Below are 16,503 nucleotides of genomic sequence, written 5' to 3'. Positions count from 1 at the left end.
TTGCTCAAGGTTTGGTGGTGCCGGTAGCGGTCCAGCTGCCGCTTCCGTTGTAGGCAGTGCGCAGCGTGTTGTAGGCGACGACGCTGGTGGTGCCGAGGTTGGGGTCCGCGGCGCTTGATCTTCCGGGGTCGCAGACGATTACGAAGTTGCCGTCCTCCACTCCTGTCGCCAGGACCGCGTGGCTTCCTCCCCCAGACCATCTGATGCGGAGGAAGGTGGGGCGCCCTGCATTGCTTTGATTGCGCAAATCGTTATAGGCGACGCTGCTGTTGGTCCTCGTGTTGAGATGGCCGAGGCTGTCCAGCACACCGAGGGTGTTATCCGGTCGGTTGCAGGCACTGCTGCTGCCGTTGGTGCAGCAATCGTTGCGACCACGCCGCGCATTGACGAGCTGGCACTGCGTCAGGGTGGAGGCCGGCTGATAGTAGCGCCTGACGCTGACCGAGCAAGCGGCCCAGCACCACTGCGACTGGGGCTGCCGCTGGATGCGGAAGCGCAGGTTGACGTCGACCGGCAGCACTCCCCAGTAGCCGGAAACGAAAGACGGCCGGAGGTTCTGCGCCGTAGCGGCGTCGAAATTGGCCTGATATGCGCCGGTCGTCATGCCATGATGTCCGATGGAGTGAGCGGTGCGCTTCTCCCACAGGCCGGCATAACGATCGGCCGAGCCGACCAGACAGGCGCCGCCGGAGACGAGGTCATAGCCCTGCGCGGCGAGACTGTCGTGGGTCTGGCGGAAGGCACTTTCGCTCAGGCCGTGGCGCGCAACGCCCGCGGGGCCAGCACTCTTTTCCCACCAGGCGATATAGCGAGCACTGCCGTCCACCGCATAGGGGTGAACCGCTCGTAGCCTGAAGCCCTTGCCGACCTGATCGTCGAAGGTGGATTGATACTGGGCCGCAGTAAGGCCGTGGCGGGCCGTCCACTCGCCCGTGCCGCCCTTCTCGTAGATGCACGCGAACAGGGTTTTGCCGCCTACCGTCGCGGCCGAGAGGCTGCGCGGACGATAGCCCTGTGCGGCCCAGGCCTTGACTTCGTTCTGATACTGCGTGGCGTCGATCCCATGCCGCGCGACGACGGCGGGCCCATCGACCTTATGGAAGATGGAAGCATAGCGGGCAACCGATCCATCCCGATAAACGCTGACGCAGACCGGACGGAAACCCTTGCCGGTAAGTTCGTTGAACAGCGCCTGATATTGAGCGCCGGTCTGCCCATGCTTGGCAACGAAACCAGAACCTCCACCGGTTTCAAAACTTGCCATCAACAAAGACTGTGCCATCAGTACACCCCTTATTGCCGTGCTTGATTTATCGACGTAGAACTGGCGTGACCAGAGAAAGAGCTGTGGTACACGGGCGGCCCTCATCTATCGGCATGCCGAAATCGGGGGTATGGCCATCACTGGTCCAGTAATTACAATGCCGTCACTCGACTGCATGGACAGTGAATTCCGTATCCCTGACGCCCCCGCCTGCCTCCTTGGCACCTCGATCGAGGTAGCCGAGCCTAGATAAATGTCCTAGTCAGAGACATGGTAGGACGCGCTTAGGGGCCGCGATAGATCTACGTGGTAGTAGATCTTATTGTTACGCGGCACGGCGATGGCCATCGCTTTTATCGCGAGAGTGGATGCCTCAATCAATGTTGAGAGACCGTCAAGGGCTGATGAAGGAAATCGGGCCCATCAAACTTGTGTGTGGTTAGGGCTATGCTTCCGGTGGGCTTGCGACTACGTGCTCTTTTCGCCGACAGGGTGCTTTTTCGCTCGGATGATCAACGTCCTCTAGCAACCGCGATTCTCCAAGCAGGGCAAGGCACCCCGTTCGCGTTATGCGCCGATCAAGCCACCATTACTCGCGGATCCGGGTCAGAGAAGGTGTCGCTGAAGCATCACCGGGACGCCGATGCCTCGCGCAGCCTGACGAAGTCACGGCCGGTAGGTGTGATCGTCACGTAGTCGCTGAGCTCCTCACCGGTGTCGGGTAGCTGTCTGATTCCTCCGGGCACCTCGACGTAGCCCAGGTCCCGAAGGTTCCCCAGCTCGCGTGTCAGCCCGTCGCTGGCCTCGAACCTCCCGAACCGGCCGGACTCCAGCTTCCGGAGATTCATGTACATGCTGGGGGACATCGCCGCCAAGAACAGGGCGGTGACCTGCTCAGACATGCCATCGATCTGCTCACGCATGGATTTCACCTCAGTTCTGACCTCTCCCAGTTCCAACCAGGCGAGTTTCACTGGTGCTCCGGCCTCTAGCCGCATGTGCAGGGCACGCTGGAGCGATCGGACCTCGCGGCGGAAGATCCAGGCCGCGCCCAGGACCGCGGCGACCCAAAGGGCAGTCTGAATCAACGGCACGTATGGCTCCATGACAACACTCCACTTCAGAAGATGGCGCAGTTCCTGCGCGTCACCGCGGATGCTTGGGCAGCTACGAAGACCGAGGAAGCCGGCAACCGGGCCTTGGAACGCGTGAGGTTCATGTGCTTGCTCGAGCGTGGGGCTGGTTTGGCGTTGCACGATGCCGTGGGGAAGGCCAGAAGGAGCGGGGATTGGCTGGGCATTGAACACTTCCCGACAGAGCGCCTCCCTACGGTTCGCCGACTGACACCGCGTCTGCCCGGCTTCGCTGGCGGGTGAGATCGCATTCTAAAGAGTTTTGGGCCTCTGTGTGTCTTGCAGTTCATGGGTTATGAGGCGTTTTGGTTGCGAGACTCCAGGATCACGAACGGTCGAGATTGTCCCAGCCTGCTGAAGCATAGTTTGTGGACGAACATAAAAATCATAGTTGCCTTGATTCTCGTAAGCGGGGAGTCAGGTAACGTCAGAGCGGCCCCGTTTCTAAGAATTCTTAGGAGTGGGCAACCACGTGGGCACAAGACGTTCAAGATGCCGGGGCTCGTTGCGATCCCAGTATTTCCCGTGGATGGTAATCCCTTCCATGGTGGGTATTCGGAAGATTCTGATCACCGGACGGCCCACAGCGATGTTAACCGACGGGATTGCCCCTGCGATGGTGAAGCGTTTCTCGTTGGGGGCAGCGGTAGCGCTGTCGTCACCGGTGTTTACAAAATTAGAGGCCAGTACGTCCGCGGGAATGAACACGTTGGTCCATAGGATGTCGGGACATCGCCTTTCTCTGACCTCGAAGTGATCCGGGTAGAGGGTACGCAGAAGGTCGACGCTGGACCCCGTGGTGGTCAGGCTGTGGACGGCCGCCAAGTCACGTCTTTCAATGTCCGATACGGTGGGAAACAGAGTATCCAATGCCACGATGCTCCCGAAACTGTGTCCGAAGATGTGAATCTCCGCATCTGGGTCGGACTCGAGAACATCGTCGATCGCTTGGTCGAGGACGGCAGTAGCGCGGAGAACGGTGTGATGGTGCTCCATGTAATCCATGACAGCTCGCAGGAGAGCGCCCCGTTGAAGAACCGGTGCTCGAATTTTCCAGTAGATCAGGACGAATACTCCTAGTACGCCAGCGGTCTGCGTGATCTGACCGCCGGTGGTATCCCGCTCGAGCCATTCCGGAAGGAGGTTCGGCGTGATGGATAGCACTGCCCCGAAGACCAGAGTGAGCCCCGACAGCCAGAGGATGATGACGAGAGCGAATGCGTAGAACAGTTGCAGGGTCGACCGCCCTGACTTGAAGTGCTGCCCCCTGAGGAGTGAATGCAGGAGCCGGAGCGTGCCCATCAGTGCGAAGGAGAGGCCTGCGATCGCGTCCTTGAACTCAGAGTTTTTCGACTGAGAAGGATTTTCCTTCAGGGCGTGATGGTAGTTGACCTGGATGATTTTCAGCAAAGGCCGGCGGTTCGGGCTCAGTATGGTGGCTGCATCTGCCCCGGGTGCTGACTCGTACAAGTATGTGCCCGGTCGGTTTTTAGAGGCAGCTTGAGCGAGCAGCTGGGCAATTCGTGTTGCCGTTTGATTCTCGGACCGTTCGAGGGCTGGCAAGAACAGCAGGACGCGTAGAGCGGCATTTTTCGCCACCTCTGGAGGGAGGGTGGAATCGTCGTCGCGGAGAGCCCCGCTCCTGCTCATGTCTGCATGCTAGGAGCCTCAGCTTTTCTCCGCTACTGCCTGTCGGATCCAACCATCTTCCATGACTTGCAGGCCAGACATCTCAGCACGAAAGCAACCAGCAGCAACTCGCACTGAAACTAGCGGACCGCAGACCGACCGCATGCACCGCACGACGGCGAAAGGGCCTGCCGACCGGGCGGTCGGGTCAGGGGTGCATCAGTCCCGAAGGCGTGAGGTTCCTGCCCCTGCTTGTGCGCGGGGCCGGCGTGACATTGCACGATGCCGTGAAGGACGCCCGAAGGAGCGGAACTTGCTGGGTCGGGGCTGGTTGGACGTTGAGCATCTCCTAGCAGAACGCCTATCAACCCCTCGCTGACTGACACCGCGTCTACTGGGGGCTAACTGGCGGGTGAGACCGAGTCCCAAAGGATGTTGGTGGCCCCGTCTGTCTTGCAATTTTGGGATGCGAGACGTCTCGTCCGGAAAATTTGCGCCCGCATGTTTCCGCGGTTCGGCCTGTCTTGCATCTATGTGCTTTATCGATTCCCCTAGAATGGGATACTCAACCTTGGTTGCGAGACAGATGGCGTAGACATAGGGAAGTTGATCAGGTATGCCCGGGTGTCGACGCGGCAGCAGGACGCGGACCGTCAAGTGTCTGACCTCTTGGCCGCCGGCGTGCGACACGATGACATCTATGTTGACAGTGGAGTGTCTGGCGGGCGTGCCTCGCGTCCTACCTTCGACAAAGCTGTAGTTGCGCCCGGGGAGGGCGACACCTTGGTGATCACCACGCTGGACCGTCTGGGACGGTCGACGCAGAACATGCTGGCCTTCGCCGAAGAGCTGCGGGGAAGAAGTGCCGGGTTGCGGGTGCTCAACCTGGGTGGGGGAGACGTGGATACCGCCACTCCGATGGGCTCGATGGTCTTCACCGTGATGGCCGCGCTGGCGCAGATGGAGCTGGAGACCAAGCGGGCGTGGGTCACCGACTCGGTGGCCAAGCGCCGGGCCGCCGGCAAGGACTTCGGCGGACGGCGCCAAACCTTCACCGACTCCCAGATTCGCAACGCTCTGCGGCTGATCGAGGGCGGGGAGCCGGCCACCCAGGTCGCACGGGACCTCGGGATGTCCCGGGCCACTCTCTACCGACGGATCCGGGAGCTGCCAGTAGGGGACTGCCGCACCGATAGGTGACGTTGACCTGACCTATCGGTGCGGCAGTCCCAACCATTATCGCCGCTTGACTCATAGAAGGGCGTCCGAGGCAGTCGGGGACACCGTCAAACAAAGCGCGGAAGCAACATGGAGTACACCTACTCTGCTGTCTCGCTCTACGAGTATGGTGGCAAGCAATAGGTAAGACATGAGCGCCACTGAAGGTCAGAGGATCGCATGCTCAGTCTTGTAGGAATCCGACCTGAACCGGGGTCGATCGGCCCGGCTGGCATCCACTTGCGCTGGGCTTTTACCGTCGAACTAGGATTCCCTGTAGGGCCATTCCGTCTTTATCGCCGCAACTCGCAGTCGAAGCCGATCGTCACGGCGATGCTCGATCGGATCCCACCAGACACCCCCTTGCCTGACGGCGCCGTTCTCGACGGCATCCACTTTGCATTCCCTGCGGGCGGTGGCCTTTACGGAACCGATGCTGGCGACCTTCAGCCCAGTCTTCGTAGCCCAAGTCTGCGAGTTGAGTTGCGCTTCACCGAGCCGGTCGCTCGCGTACTGCTCTCGCTGCAGAACCCTGGTGCGGTTGTGGTACGTGCATTCGGGGGCGCACGGTTGGTGCTTCAGCGACCGATTGCGGATACCGACGGTGTGATTTCGGTGGATCTCAAGTGGCCTGGCATCACCCATATTGAGCTGCCGCTTGATTTTGGCCGACTGCGCCAACTTTCGTATAGCACTGTTAAGCAGGTCTGCCGGGGCGAAGATCTGTCCTGGCAGCATCCACGCGCGACGCTGGCACCAGTTGTACACGAGAGTGAGGTCGCGCAGCGATTTGAGCCGGGGTTGCACAACCGGTACGTGACCAGCCCGCCGAACGCCGTCACTCGATACGGCGGTCGCGAAGCCTCGGCCTTGGTTGACTGGCTTGCAGGCTTGCGTTTTCCTGTGTCTCCTCCCTTCGTAGATGCGGATGTGCCGCCGCACAGGCTCGAGCTTGAGGGCGATCCACAGTCGCCGGTGTCACGGCTTCGGCCGTTACCGATGCTTTTAGCCGCCTCGCTTGACCCAAACATTGCCCGGCTTCTCGGTCTCTACTGGGTTGATCGAGATGACTCCGCCGGTGGGCCGCAACCCGGCCGGGCGTATGACTACAAGGTTGAAGCGGGCTGGAACGGTCAGGTGCAGTGTGGCCTCGCGCTGGAGGTCGGGATGCAGGCGGCGGAACGCCCGCAGGTCCGTGGTCCCGTCATTGCACGTCAAGGGCGGGGGTTCGACTGGGAGGGCCGTGTTCCGCGTGCGCGTGTGGCGATCCGTTGGGGCCGACCATCTGCGATGGTGGGCGTGACGCCGACGCAAGCGGTGCTCTACGACGTGGCAAGGATTGACGGCGTGTCGCGGCAGCCGCTGACTGCTGAGGCGCCAGTTATGGTCCCGGCGGCCTCGTTCGGTCAGGCGGACGGGTGGATATTCCGAGAGCCGAACGTGCCGCTGGGGCATGTTCGTTATTCGGTGTCGGCGATCGATCTCTTCGGGCAGACCGGGCCGGGTCTGGAGTCCGGTGACGTTGAGCTGGTAGACCTCGAGCCACCGCCTCCTCCGGTAAGGATCCGCGCGGAGCTGGTGCCGGGTGGTCGCGCCGTGACGATTGAATTTGAGTACGGATACGTGCAACGACGACGGGCGCCAGACGCGAGACTGTTGCGGTGCCATGCCCGGCGCGATAGTCGCGTCGAGACACGCCTGGTTGCCGTGGAGGCTGTCGGCGTTGTTGCGGACGGCGAACGCCGTTGGCGGCATCTGCTGCGATTAAGTGATTCGCTCGGGGCGCCTCTGTCGGCGGACGCGCTACGGCAGGGCGACCTACTGCGGTACCAGGTGCTGCGGGTTACTCACGATGCCGACGGGCGACGACGTAGCCTCCAAGGCCGCCAGCGGTTGGTTATTGACGCCGTTCGCGCGGATGGACTTGTAGAGGTGGTGTCCACCGAGTCGCTTGTGCATGAGGGCCGCGGCGAGCTCGTGTCTGATCCAAAAGCGCCACATCTATGGCATCGATTGCCGCCGGAGGTGAAGCTGCGGCAGCCCGTTTCCGCGACGTACGAGGGCCTTGCATCGTCGTTAACCGCCCGCATCGTCGCAGTGCACGACCATACAGAGAGTGTGAGTCGTCTCGCTCAGCTTCCGCTAGACCGGCAACCGCCCGACTTGCAGGTTCCCGCCATGCGCGAACTGCTGCTCGACGTGGCGCTGATCGACGCAGACATCTTCAGGGATGGCACCGCGGAGATTGGGGGGCGAATCGATACAGTTTTCTATCAGACGGCCGGCGGGTTGGCTGGGCAAGGACCGGCCTCGATTATCGTTCCCACGACGATGCCGGCGGTCTCCGGTCAGACCGTCAGTCTGAGGCCGTCCTCGTCGTTGTCGCGACGGTACATCGTGGTAGATCTGCGGGGCGAGTGGCCGGCGGGGTTGCCACACGATCGCGGAGGCGAGATCGCGTTCCCTATCGAGGACTCGGGAAGTCAGGTTCGCGCGCGGCTCGGCCGCATACTCAGCGGCGTCACAGCGAGAACAGGTCGGCTCTCGATGCTGGTCGAAGCGAGCGAAACGTTGTCGGACGAACTGGTCGCCGGCATGGAATGCGAGTTGTCGAGCACGTACCAGACGACTGTCCAGCTCGACTCGATAAACCTCACCCCCGAGCCCGGTAAGGCCAGCTGCAGCCTCGTTCTCGCCATCACAGCCGAGGACGATCGTGGAAATGAGAGTTCGCTGTCCCTTCCCGCGCTCGTCGTCGCGATGCGACCCGCGCCCCAGGGAGTCCCAAGCGTGCCCCATGTCTGTGGCGGCACATCGGCCGACGCCGAAGGTTATGCATCACGACCTGACGCGCGTGGCGACGCGACCCTCTGCATTACTTGGAATACGGGCAACCTCAAGCCGCACGAGGGCCTTAACTGGGAAGTGGGGCGCGCGCTCGACGCAACGATCCTCGCGGTCCATCAACGCGAGTGGAGCTCGGGCCGCCTAGATGCGTCACCTCCCGTCGCGCAGGGCCTCATAATCTTCGGAGAACTGTCGCAGATCACTGACGCCGGCAACGGCCTGTTCGTGGCCCGGTGGGCACCAACCGGATCGGCGCCAGACATCGCGCAGGTGAAGGGTGCCCGCCTGCAGCAGGCGTCGCGCTGCTGGACCATCACATCGGCAGCAGCAGCATCAGCAGCGGTCGCTCAGGCGCTCGACGTGATGCTACGACCAACGATGCTGGGTGACCCGGCGCCGACCGCCGGCACGGTTTCTTTCGAGACCCGTCCCGACTACACAGCTGTGCTCGGCAATGGGGCCGCACTGCGTGCGCTGGCAGCGACATTGCCGGATGCGTTCGCGATTGTCACCGGCGCTGCGCTTCCGACGATGGAGTACCGCGATGTGCTGCCGGGTACCGGGCGTAATAGTTTCTTCTACCGGGTCCGCGCGGTCGATGCGGCGCAGCAACGATCCGAGTGGTCGCCCGTCAGCGCCCCCATGCGCTTGGTTGATACAACCCCCCCTGCCATCCCGATCGTCACGCGCACGGTCGGAGGCGAGCGTCGAGCGACACTGAGCTGGTCCCACAACCCCGACGCGGGCGTTGAACAGTACTTGGTACATCGGGCGCGGAATCAGGCGGATCTCGCAGCACCCTTCGGATTGCCGGTAATCGCCGACATACGGGTCCGCTCCGGAGTCGAGGTGACCTGGGTGGATGAACCACTGGAGGGCACACTCCGAGATGAGCGCTACTTCTACCGCGTAACAGCAGTCAAACGTGTGCGCCACGGCATCGCACCGGACGATGTTTACAAAATTACTTCACTTCCTTCCCAGACAATTGGCGTGACTGTGCTCGATACTTCGATACCTGCGCCGGTCGATTGGTTGAGCGCAGCCTGGGTCCAACCCGCACAGGGGTCGCCGTTCGTCCGTCTCCAATGGGACAGTTCGGAGGCCGTATTCACCATCGAACGCAACAATCGCCAGATCACTACTTGGGAGCGCATAGATGTTCCCGTTAATCCGAGCGCAGGCAGCTTTTTAGCATTGGACTATACGGCTAATCCGACGCTCGTATATGGGTATCGCGTTCGGGCCTGGAACCGCTACGGGCGACAGAGCGAGCATCGCTCCGAGATTAGTGTTTCTCCGCTGCAATGAACTCCGACCCCAAAGGGGGACAGGTGAATAATGAAGAAGTTGCAGTGATGCTGGGCGAATTGCTGGGGTTAGACGCCCCAATTACCTTCGGTGTGCCAGTTCCGCTAGAAGAAGTGGCAACCGTCTCCATCCGGACGACCCCAGATAAGAAAATGTTTCTGCGATTTACCTTTCCTGATTCGACTCCCCGCCCAGTTAGGAGTTTCTTCGAGTGCATCGTCGAAGACCCGACGCTGATCAATGAGCCTACGACGACGGCGGTCCTCGCAAGGCCATGGCTGAGCGAAGATTTCTTTCTACAACTTATATTCAGCGAGTATGCGCCGATGCACGTGCTCACCCGCTGCATTCCAGCGGACCAGGGCAACGGAGTGATTACGACATCTGTTGTGATCGGCATCGCCACATCGGAGCTAGAAACGGCCTTTCTTACCATCAGCCCAACCGGGTCAATCCGTCATCTTGACCCAGCGGTGATTATTCGACTTTTTGCCCTGTGCGGCCCCGCGTGCGAGGAGCTGCTATTCCTCGCGCTAGAGCAAGACTTAGTCGGCAACTTTGGTTTAGACCGCTTTTTCGCGCACCACGATGCACTGCCAGATGATTCACTGCCCAAACGGCTCTGCAAAGAGGCCCTGCAACTGGAGCTTGAAGGCTGCGCCGCGCTCGGTATAACGACCGACATCGAAGGATTCCGGACAAGGCTAAATCTACCGAATATCCCCACGTCGACCCGCGCCGATGTCGTCAGCACTTTCCACCTCGCGGTGGAAAGTGATCCAGAAAAGTTTGCACAGTTCTACATCGACGACCCGAAGCTCCACTTCGTCGCGTTCCGCGCCGATCACTACCAAATGGAATTGATCGACATCCGCCGTCCGGATGTGCATTTCTCGGATCTCGTGGTGAACAATCCGTTCAAGGTAATCGCGAACGGACCCGTGTTCGCACTGGGCCTCTGCGCCAAGCAGTCCGACATAATCCGGGGCATGTTTTACCTGATAGCGACGAACGACGCAGGCTTCATCATTCCGAGGTTAACCAAGGGGCGGTTAGTGTTCCGGGGCCAGCCGGATGAGGTCGGTGATTGTCCGATTCCGGAAGACCCGGGCAGCTGGCGGTACCACTTCGCGCAGTCGACGAATGGAGAATATCATCTGCATCGCAACTTCATTCCGGAAAACCACGGTTTCGCCAGCGCAATTGAACCCGTAATCGGAGTCTTTCGGGAAGGTAAACGAATTGGCGCGGCCCATGAGATAGACATGCTTGGCAGCGATGGCAAGCCGCGCGGTGAGCCTGACAGCGTCTATGCCAATAAGAATAAGGCGGAAACGGCAGGCATCCCCATTATCGGGACCTGCCGTCGCATGCAGGTCGACTATGTGTTCGTGCTGTGTCGGCCCGACTACTACGTCCCGCGGCTGAAAATGGCTTCGTGGGAAGACATGATTTCTTTGATGCGCGATGTGGGTGTGGTCGATGCCTTTATCACTGACGGCGATGACTCGCTCGGCCTAATCGTTGACAATACTTTGATCATCGAGCCAGGGTTCAAAAAAAGCATCCCGATGCCACTTGCCATCGGTTTCCGAAGGGTGTGAACCATGCGGGTTCCACTGAATCAACTTATCCCCACCGCCCTCCTCCCAGAGCCCGTCCAAGCACTGTTCGACGTGCTAGAAATCGCGGACTTTACTGTCGACGCTGGCGAAGGATTTACGCAGGCGTCCCTAAAAATCAACGCGGCTGAGGGAGAGCCTCGGATCGAGTTCGGTGGACCGGACGGGTTCGCCGTGATCTTTCGCGAGCTGACAACGCTGGATCTTCGTCTCGCGGGCGAACTGGAGATCCTTTTAGGCCTCGCTGAGATTGTGGTGGAATTACCATCCGTGTTGTCCCCGGCCAGTCTCGACAACGGTGGCTGGGTCCGTGTGCCCGACATGCGGCAGACCATTACCGCTCGTAGTGAACACGGTAATGTCGGGATTTGCTGGCACAGCACTGGTGGATTCGGTCTTGTTTGGCCACAGGATGCGAACGGTTCCGTAGGCATTCCTTCGATCAATTTGTCTGAAACCCTGATTGCTGACACCGGTATCGTGATCAGCGCGCGGGGCGTAGACATCGTCCCCGATCCCAATGACTTTCGGATTGAGATGGATGAGGCGGATTTCCAGCTTCCGAGTGATTTCCCCGCGGCACCCGACCTCCGATTCATCGACGCATGCATCGACCGCCGAGGCTTCACCGGCAAAGCCGAAGTTACTTGGAACGATTTGGCTTTCGATCAGAGTACCCGCGCACTGACCGGGAGTGTTGTGGGGCAGTTGTTTGGGTGGCAGGGGGGCTTGGATGGCGTGTTGCTGGAGTTTAAAGAAACCATGCCCGTCGTGATCGATATCTGGGGAAAGTTGCTGGTTCCGTACTTCGACCAGCCCGTCGACGTGCGCGCTAATTTTGCGGTCGACGGTGGCTTCGCTCTTGCCCTTGGTGCAGATGCCGAGATTACGCTCACTCGCGAGGAATTGCTCGAGTTGCGCCTGCAGTCGTTGTCATTTGCTGTTGACGCCGACAACGTGGCTACGATGCAGCTAAGTGGGGGATTGACGCCGTTGTTGATGGCCAGCGAGGGCCTGCAATGGCCGGACTTCGAAGTCAAGGACCTGACGGTCGACTCAACGGGGAAGTTCACGATTGGCGAAGCCTGGGTAGAGCTGAAGGACCTTGCGACTTTAGATCTATGGGGGTTCCACTTCGAGATGCGCCGGATCGGTATTGGTTATCAGGTGCCGCGTGATCGTCTCTGGCTGGATCTTTCGGGGGGGCTGCGGCTAATCGAGGCGGTACCCTTGGGCGTGGACGTCGAGGGGTTCCGCCTGAGCTGGCCGCGGTCGCTGCTCCATGGCGTGCAGTCGCCGTTGCCGATCGAGCAAATCCGGAGGGCAGCCGAGCAGATCGAGGTCGATTTCGACGGCGTCAACCTGTTCTTCGGTGTCCCCGAGACTATTGAATTCGAAGGGCTGATTAGGTTTATCAAAAGCGCACAGCAGGTCGCATTTGCGGGCGACATTGCGTTACGCGTACCAGCGGTTGGACTCTCTGCGGAAGCCGGATTGCTCATTGGCATGAACTTGGGTCAACCACCATTCCCCTTCCTTTACGTGTACTTCGGCGTCGAGCTACCAGCCGGCATCCCGCTGGGACAGTCCGGACTTGCACTGAAGGGCGCACTCGGATTATTCGGCCTCAATGTCGCGCCCGACAGAACCCCCGGACAGAACTGGTATCACGACTGGTACAAGCGCGGACCAATCGTCGGGGCTCATCCGACGAATAAGTGGCACGACGAGCGTGACGCGATGGCACTCGGGATCGGTGTGACGATTACCACGGTGGATGGATTCGTCAAAGGGACGCGCGGATTGATCGTTGTGGTTTTGCCAGGCCCGGTGCTGATCCTCGAAGGACGAGCACTGCTCCTAGAGGGGCTTGCTCCGGGCGAGCCGCCGCTGCGCGCCCTCGCAGTTTTCGACGGCCGCGAGAAAACCATCCAACTCAATATCGACGCACAGGCAGAGTTGATCGAGGACACACTTGACGCGTCGGGCGGCGTCGAAGCTTTTTTTGATCTTGAAGACCTCTCAAACTGGCATCTCTACTTCGGTGAAGACTCGCCGCGCAATCGCCGCGTTCATGCGAACGTCCTCAACTTGTTGCGCGCCGACTCGTATTTAATGATTGACAGCCGTGGAGGCGCCGCTTTCCGTGCACGGATGGGCGCAGCCGCAGACCTGGATCCCAACATCCCGGACGTTGGGCCCGTCAGCGTGACGGCGCACCTTGAGCTCGACGGTGATGGCCTCCTAACCATTGGCCCCGAGCAGCTCTCGGGCGATGTTTCGCTCCGAGCCAGCGTTCGCTTATCGGCATTCGGATTCAGCATGCAGCTCGGCGCGAGTGCTCAAGTCCTGCTCGAAGGACCCCGGCCATTCAAAGTCCAAGCCGAAGTCGATCTCGAGGCCGACTTGCCCGTTCCACTTCCCGACTTCGAGGCGTCGATTCCGTTCTCCTGGCAGACACCCACAATTGAGGTGCCGGAGATCGCATCACCACTTAGCAGGGTTTCGTTGACCTCACGATTCGCGCATAGCAGCACGGCCCTCTCAGTCCACGAGGCGCCAGCCGATCACGCTGCAGCAGCACGGGCGTCATCCGAGGTGCCGTTGGACGCCGGCGTACTCCTCGAGTTCCGACCCGAGGTCAACCAGCCGGCCGGCGCGCCGTTCCTGCGTCATCCGGGCGGCACCAAGACCTTTGATGCCGGACTGATGCGATTCACACCCACGGTAGAGCACATACAGTTGTTCGAGCATCGCAAAGGCCTGCCATGGACCGGAACCGAGCAGGACTGGAAGCTTGTGGCCTCCACGACCTCCGCGCCAAGTTGGAGCGGGGTGTGGCTCGCCGACGCCGATCCGCGGGGCGACGGAACACCATCGGCGCGGCGCCTGCTCCTCGGAAGCGGCAACCCCTTGAGTCACTTGATGAGTGCACCACCGCGCAACCATCTCTTCCTCTGGACGCAGGATGCGGGATCGCCAACAGCCGGCGAAGCCGTGCTAGAGGACTATCCCGAGCTTATGACCTGCACCGGTGACAACGAGCGAGCCGTATGCATCACGTTCGACCGCCTTGAACCAAAACCGGTCCCGCCTGGCAAAGAACTATGGATCAACGAACTGCGGATAACGAGCCCACGTGAGATGCGCCCACAGCGCGATACCCACAAGCCAATGTGCCTCGCGGTCGCAGGCTATCTCGACCTGCGCTTCCCCGAACCCGTGGTGCAGGTGATTCTCAAACTCTGTGGTCCAGCGCAGTGGCAGGCTGTCGATCTGGCGATCCGCAGCCGTGCGCGCCGATCAGGTCGCTCACAGTCTGAGCTGTCGAACGGGCGCGCTGAGGCACAACGGCGAGGCAATGCGTTCGATCCGAGGGCCTGCATGATAGAGGTGCCCGTGACCACCACAGCCACGCCCGAACAGTGGGTGTTCGAATCGCCGACGGCTTTCAGCTGTCTGTCCTTGATACGCCTGGACGACTTCGGTATTGCCGAGGTTTGCTTTGTCACGGCCGACGAGCGTGAGCGTGCAGGAAACACCCGCAGGCAGTGCGTTGACAACGCGCCAGCGTTCGACGAAATGCAACTCTTCCGCTCGGACAAGTACTACCGGTTAACCGTGCGGACGAGCATTGCGGGCGCGCTGCGACTAGAGAACCTGCCGTTCCCGTTAAACCATCCGCTAGCGGGGATAGCCTCAGCCATGTACGCAGAGGCGCTCGGTCAACTGGAGCTATTCGACGCCACGAAGACTTTCGACGAGGTTGCGTTTTTCCAGACCGGTGGGCCGCCGTTCCGCCTTGAGTCGTACGTTCACAGCACCCATCCGATGGCCCAGGCTGAACGAGTCTTTCGTGAGGACGACTTCGCGATGCGGTTCCGCCGTGACTACGTCCAATCCATGTTTGCTGCTGAGACGTACCCGCTGGAACTCATGATCCGTGCGGCCGACGGGCGGCTGTTGACGGCGCCCGATTACACAACCGATTGGGCGTCAGCCCAAAGCGCGACGCGAAGCGCAGACGAGGAGACATGGGATGCGCATCGGCAGCAGCATGCAATTCCATCGCCGCCGGTTAGGCCTGACGGCATCCTGACGTTGCGCCGCCGTCCCGGTGGCCCCGGCTTGCTGCCGTCAGCGCGATACGAGTTGCTGCTGACGGGTGGAGCTGGTGGATCCACGCTGAATCCGGGGTGGGACACCGCTGCCGGATGGAGGTTCGCAGACGGGGTGTGGACACGCGGCGAGTCATTACACGAAATCCTGCTCGGCGGGAGCACAGAGTGGGGCGACATTGAGTGCGCGCTCGACTACTTGCCGGAGTTGCATGGTGACGTGGGACTGCTCTTGCGGGTGCAGCAGGGGGAATCTGCAGGCATTCGGTTCGCTGCGATGGCCATACGTGTGTTGTGGCCGACACCGGCGTCATCAGTTCTGCGGGTGGAGCGTGTCACGCGCGCGGGGCCAGCGGACAGTTGGACTGTTCAGTTGCTGCACAGCGTGGATGTCTTGATGCCGGACGTCCAGCCGCTCCATGTTCGAGTCCAGGTGCTCGACCAACGTTTGCGTGTCTGGCTGTTCGAACGGCGCCTTATCGACGTGACTATCATGGGTCATCCGGTAGCCGGCGCCATCGCGCTGACAAGTACGGCCGCGGAGGCAGCGTTCCAGCACGTGGTGGTGCGCGACGCCGTGTTGCACCGGGTCCGATTTGCAACCTCGCGCTTCAATCGGTTTAGCGATCTCATCGCAAGCTACGACGAGACCGGCGCGAGCCGCGCGTTTTACATAGCTGCTGTAGGCACCCCTTCAGCACCGGATGGCGCACTGACCACGCAACGGGTGTGGGCACGAGCGGTATGGGATTGGCACCGCGCGCAGATTAATCATCGTGACGGGTTGCTAACAGGTGGCCGCGCCGCCCTTGAGGCGTCACGCTTGAATTTACGTGAAGCGCGCGCCCGCCACGAGGCCGCTTTCCACGACTGGTCCTCAACGCTGGCGCTCCTCGCATTGCAGGCACAGACGACTCAACTTGAAGTGCATCTCGTGCGCGCAAGTCAAGGCGTAGTTGCCGCGTGGCTCAGGATCCCGGAGAACCTAGACCTGCAGCATCCAGTTCTTCAGGATCCGCAGTCTGTAAACAGTGTCACGATAGGCGTTGTCGGACGGACCGAGTTGAACTTGACGTTGCATGGGGGCGCCACCCAGGCGATGCGCGTGCTAGCCGACCCCGGGTCGCACCAAGTCATCCTATTGCCCTCAGCCGGAAACGTATGGGCCCCAGACACATACGAGCTCAGACTCACCTACCATCGCAATCTCGGCGACGAGATTGCGGATGACTCGCACCGATTCGATCGCCCTGTTGAAGCGCGAGAAGCTCAGCAAGGCCCTGAAGACGCCGTGATGACGTGGACGGTGAAGTGAAAGATTCCAGGCTTGGGGGACTGCCGCACGAATGGGTGACACCTGA

The 16,503-nt window shown here is 60.8% G+C and carries 7 protein-coding genes; 4 read left to right on the top strand and 3 right to left on the bottom strand.

All coding sequences use genetic code 11. The features are described 5' to 3' along the window. Nucleotides 1–4 precede the first annotated feature (4 nt). The 3 genes from ACP7CD_RS17170 to ACP7CD_RS17160 form a co-directional block, all read right to left on the bottom strand. Nucleotides 5–1,282: a papain-like cysteine protease family protein gene (locus tag ACP7CD_RS17170; protein WP_426120748.1), complete on the bottom strand. Its 1,278-nt coding sequence runs from the start codon at nt 1,280–1,282 to the stop codon at nt 5–7. A 611-nt stretch (nt 1,283–1,893) separates the two neighbouring features. Continuing rightward, the gene (locus ACP7CD_RS17165) at nt 1,894–2,370 is read right to left on the bottom strand and encodes a hypothetical protein (RefSeq protein ID WP_426120747.1); all 477 of its coding nucleotides are present in this window, start codon (nt 2,368–2,370) and stop codon (nt 1,894–1,896) included. A gap of 471 nt (nt 2,371–2,841) precedes the next feature. Continuing rightward, complete coding sequence (locus ACP7CD_RS17160) at nt 2,842–4,047, bottom strand: alpha/beta hydrolase (protein ID WP_426120746.1); 1,206 nt, start codon at nt 4,045–4,047, stop codon at nt 2,842–2,844. Between the two features lie 576 nt (nt 4,048–4,623). Between ACP7CD_RS17160 and ACP7CD_RS17155 the strand changes: the two genes are divergently transcribed. The 4 genes from ACP7CD_RS17155 to ACP7CD_RS17140 all read left to right on the top strand — a co-directional run bounded on the left by ACP7CD_RS17155 (nt 4,624) and on the right by ACP7CD_RS17140 (nt 16,457). Then, entirely contained in the window at nt 4,624–5,226 is a 603-nt protein-coding gene (locus ACP7CD_RS17155) for a recombinase family protein (protein ID WP_426120767.1), read from the top strand. Nucleotides 5,227–5,424: 198 nt separating this feature from the next. Then, nucleotides 5,425–9,402: a hypothetical protein gene (locus ACP7CD_RS17150; protein WP_426120745.1), complete on the top strand. Its 3,978-nt coding sequence runs from the start codon at nt 5,425–5,427 to the stop codon at nt 9,400–9,402. Between the two features lie 23 nt (nt 9,403–9,425). Then, nucleotides 9,426–11,006, top strand: a complete 1,581-nt coding sequence (locus ACP7CD_RS17145) for a hypothetical protein (RefSeq protein ID WP_426120744.1) — start codon at nt 9,426–9,428, stop codon at nt 11,004–11,006. 3 nt (nt 11,007–11,009) lie between these two features. Further along, nucleotides 11,010–16,457, top strand: coding sequence for a hypothetical protein (locus ACP7CD_RS17140; RefSeq protein ID WP_426120743.1), 5,448 nt, complete (start codon nt 11,010–11,012; stop codon nt 16,455–16,457). Nucleotides 16,458–16,503 lie beyond the last annotated feature (46 nt).

Origin of the sequence: Kocuria sp. LHG3120 (assembly GCF_049897445.1) — a bacterium.
GTDB lineage: Bacteria > Actinomycetota > Actinomycetes > Actinomycetales > Micrococcaceae > Kocuria > Kocuria rosea.
This window is presented reverse-complemented; position numbering and strand designations above follow the sequence as displayed.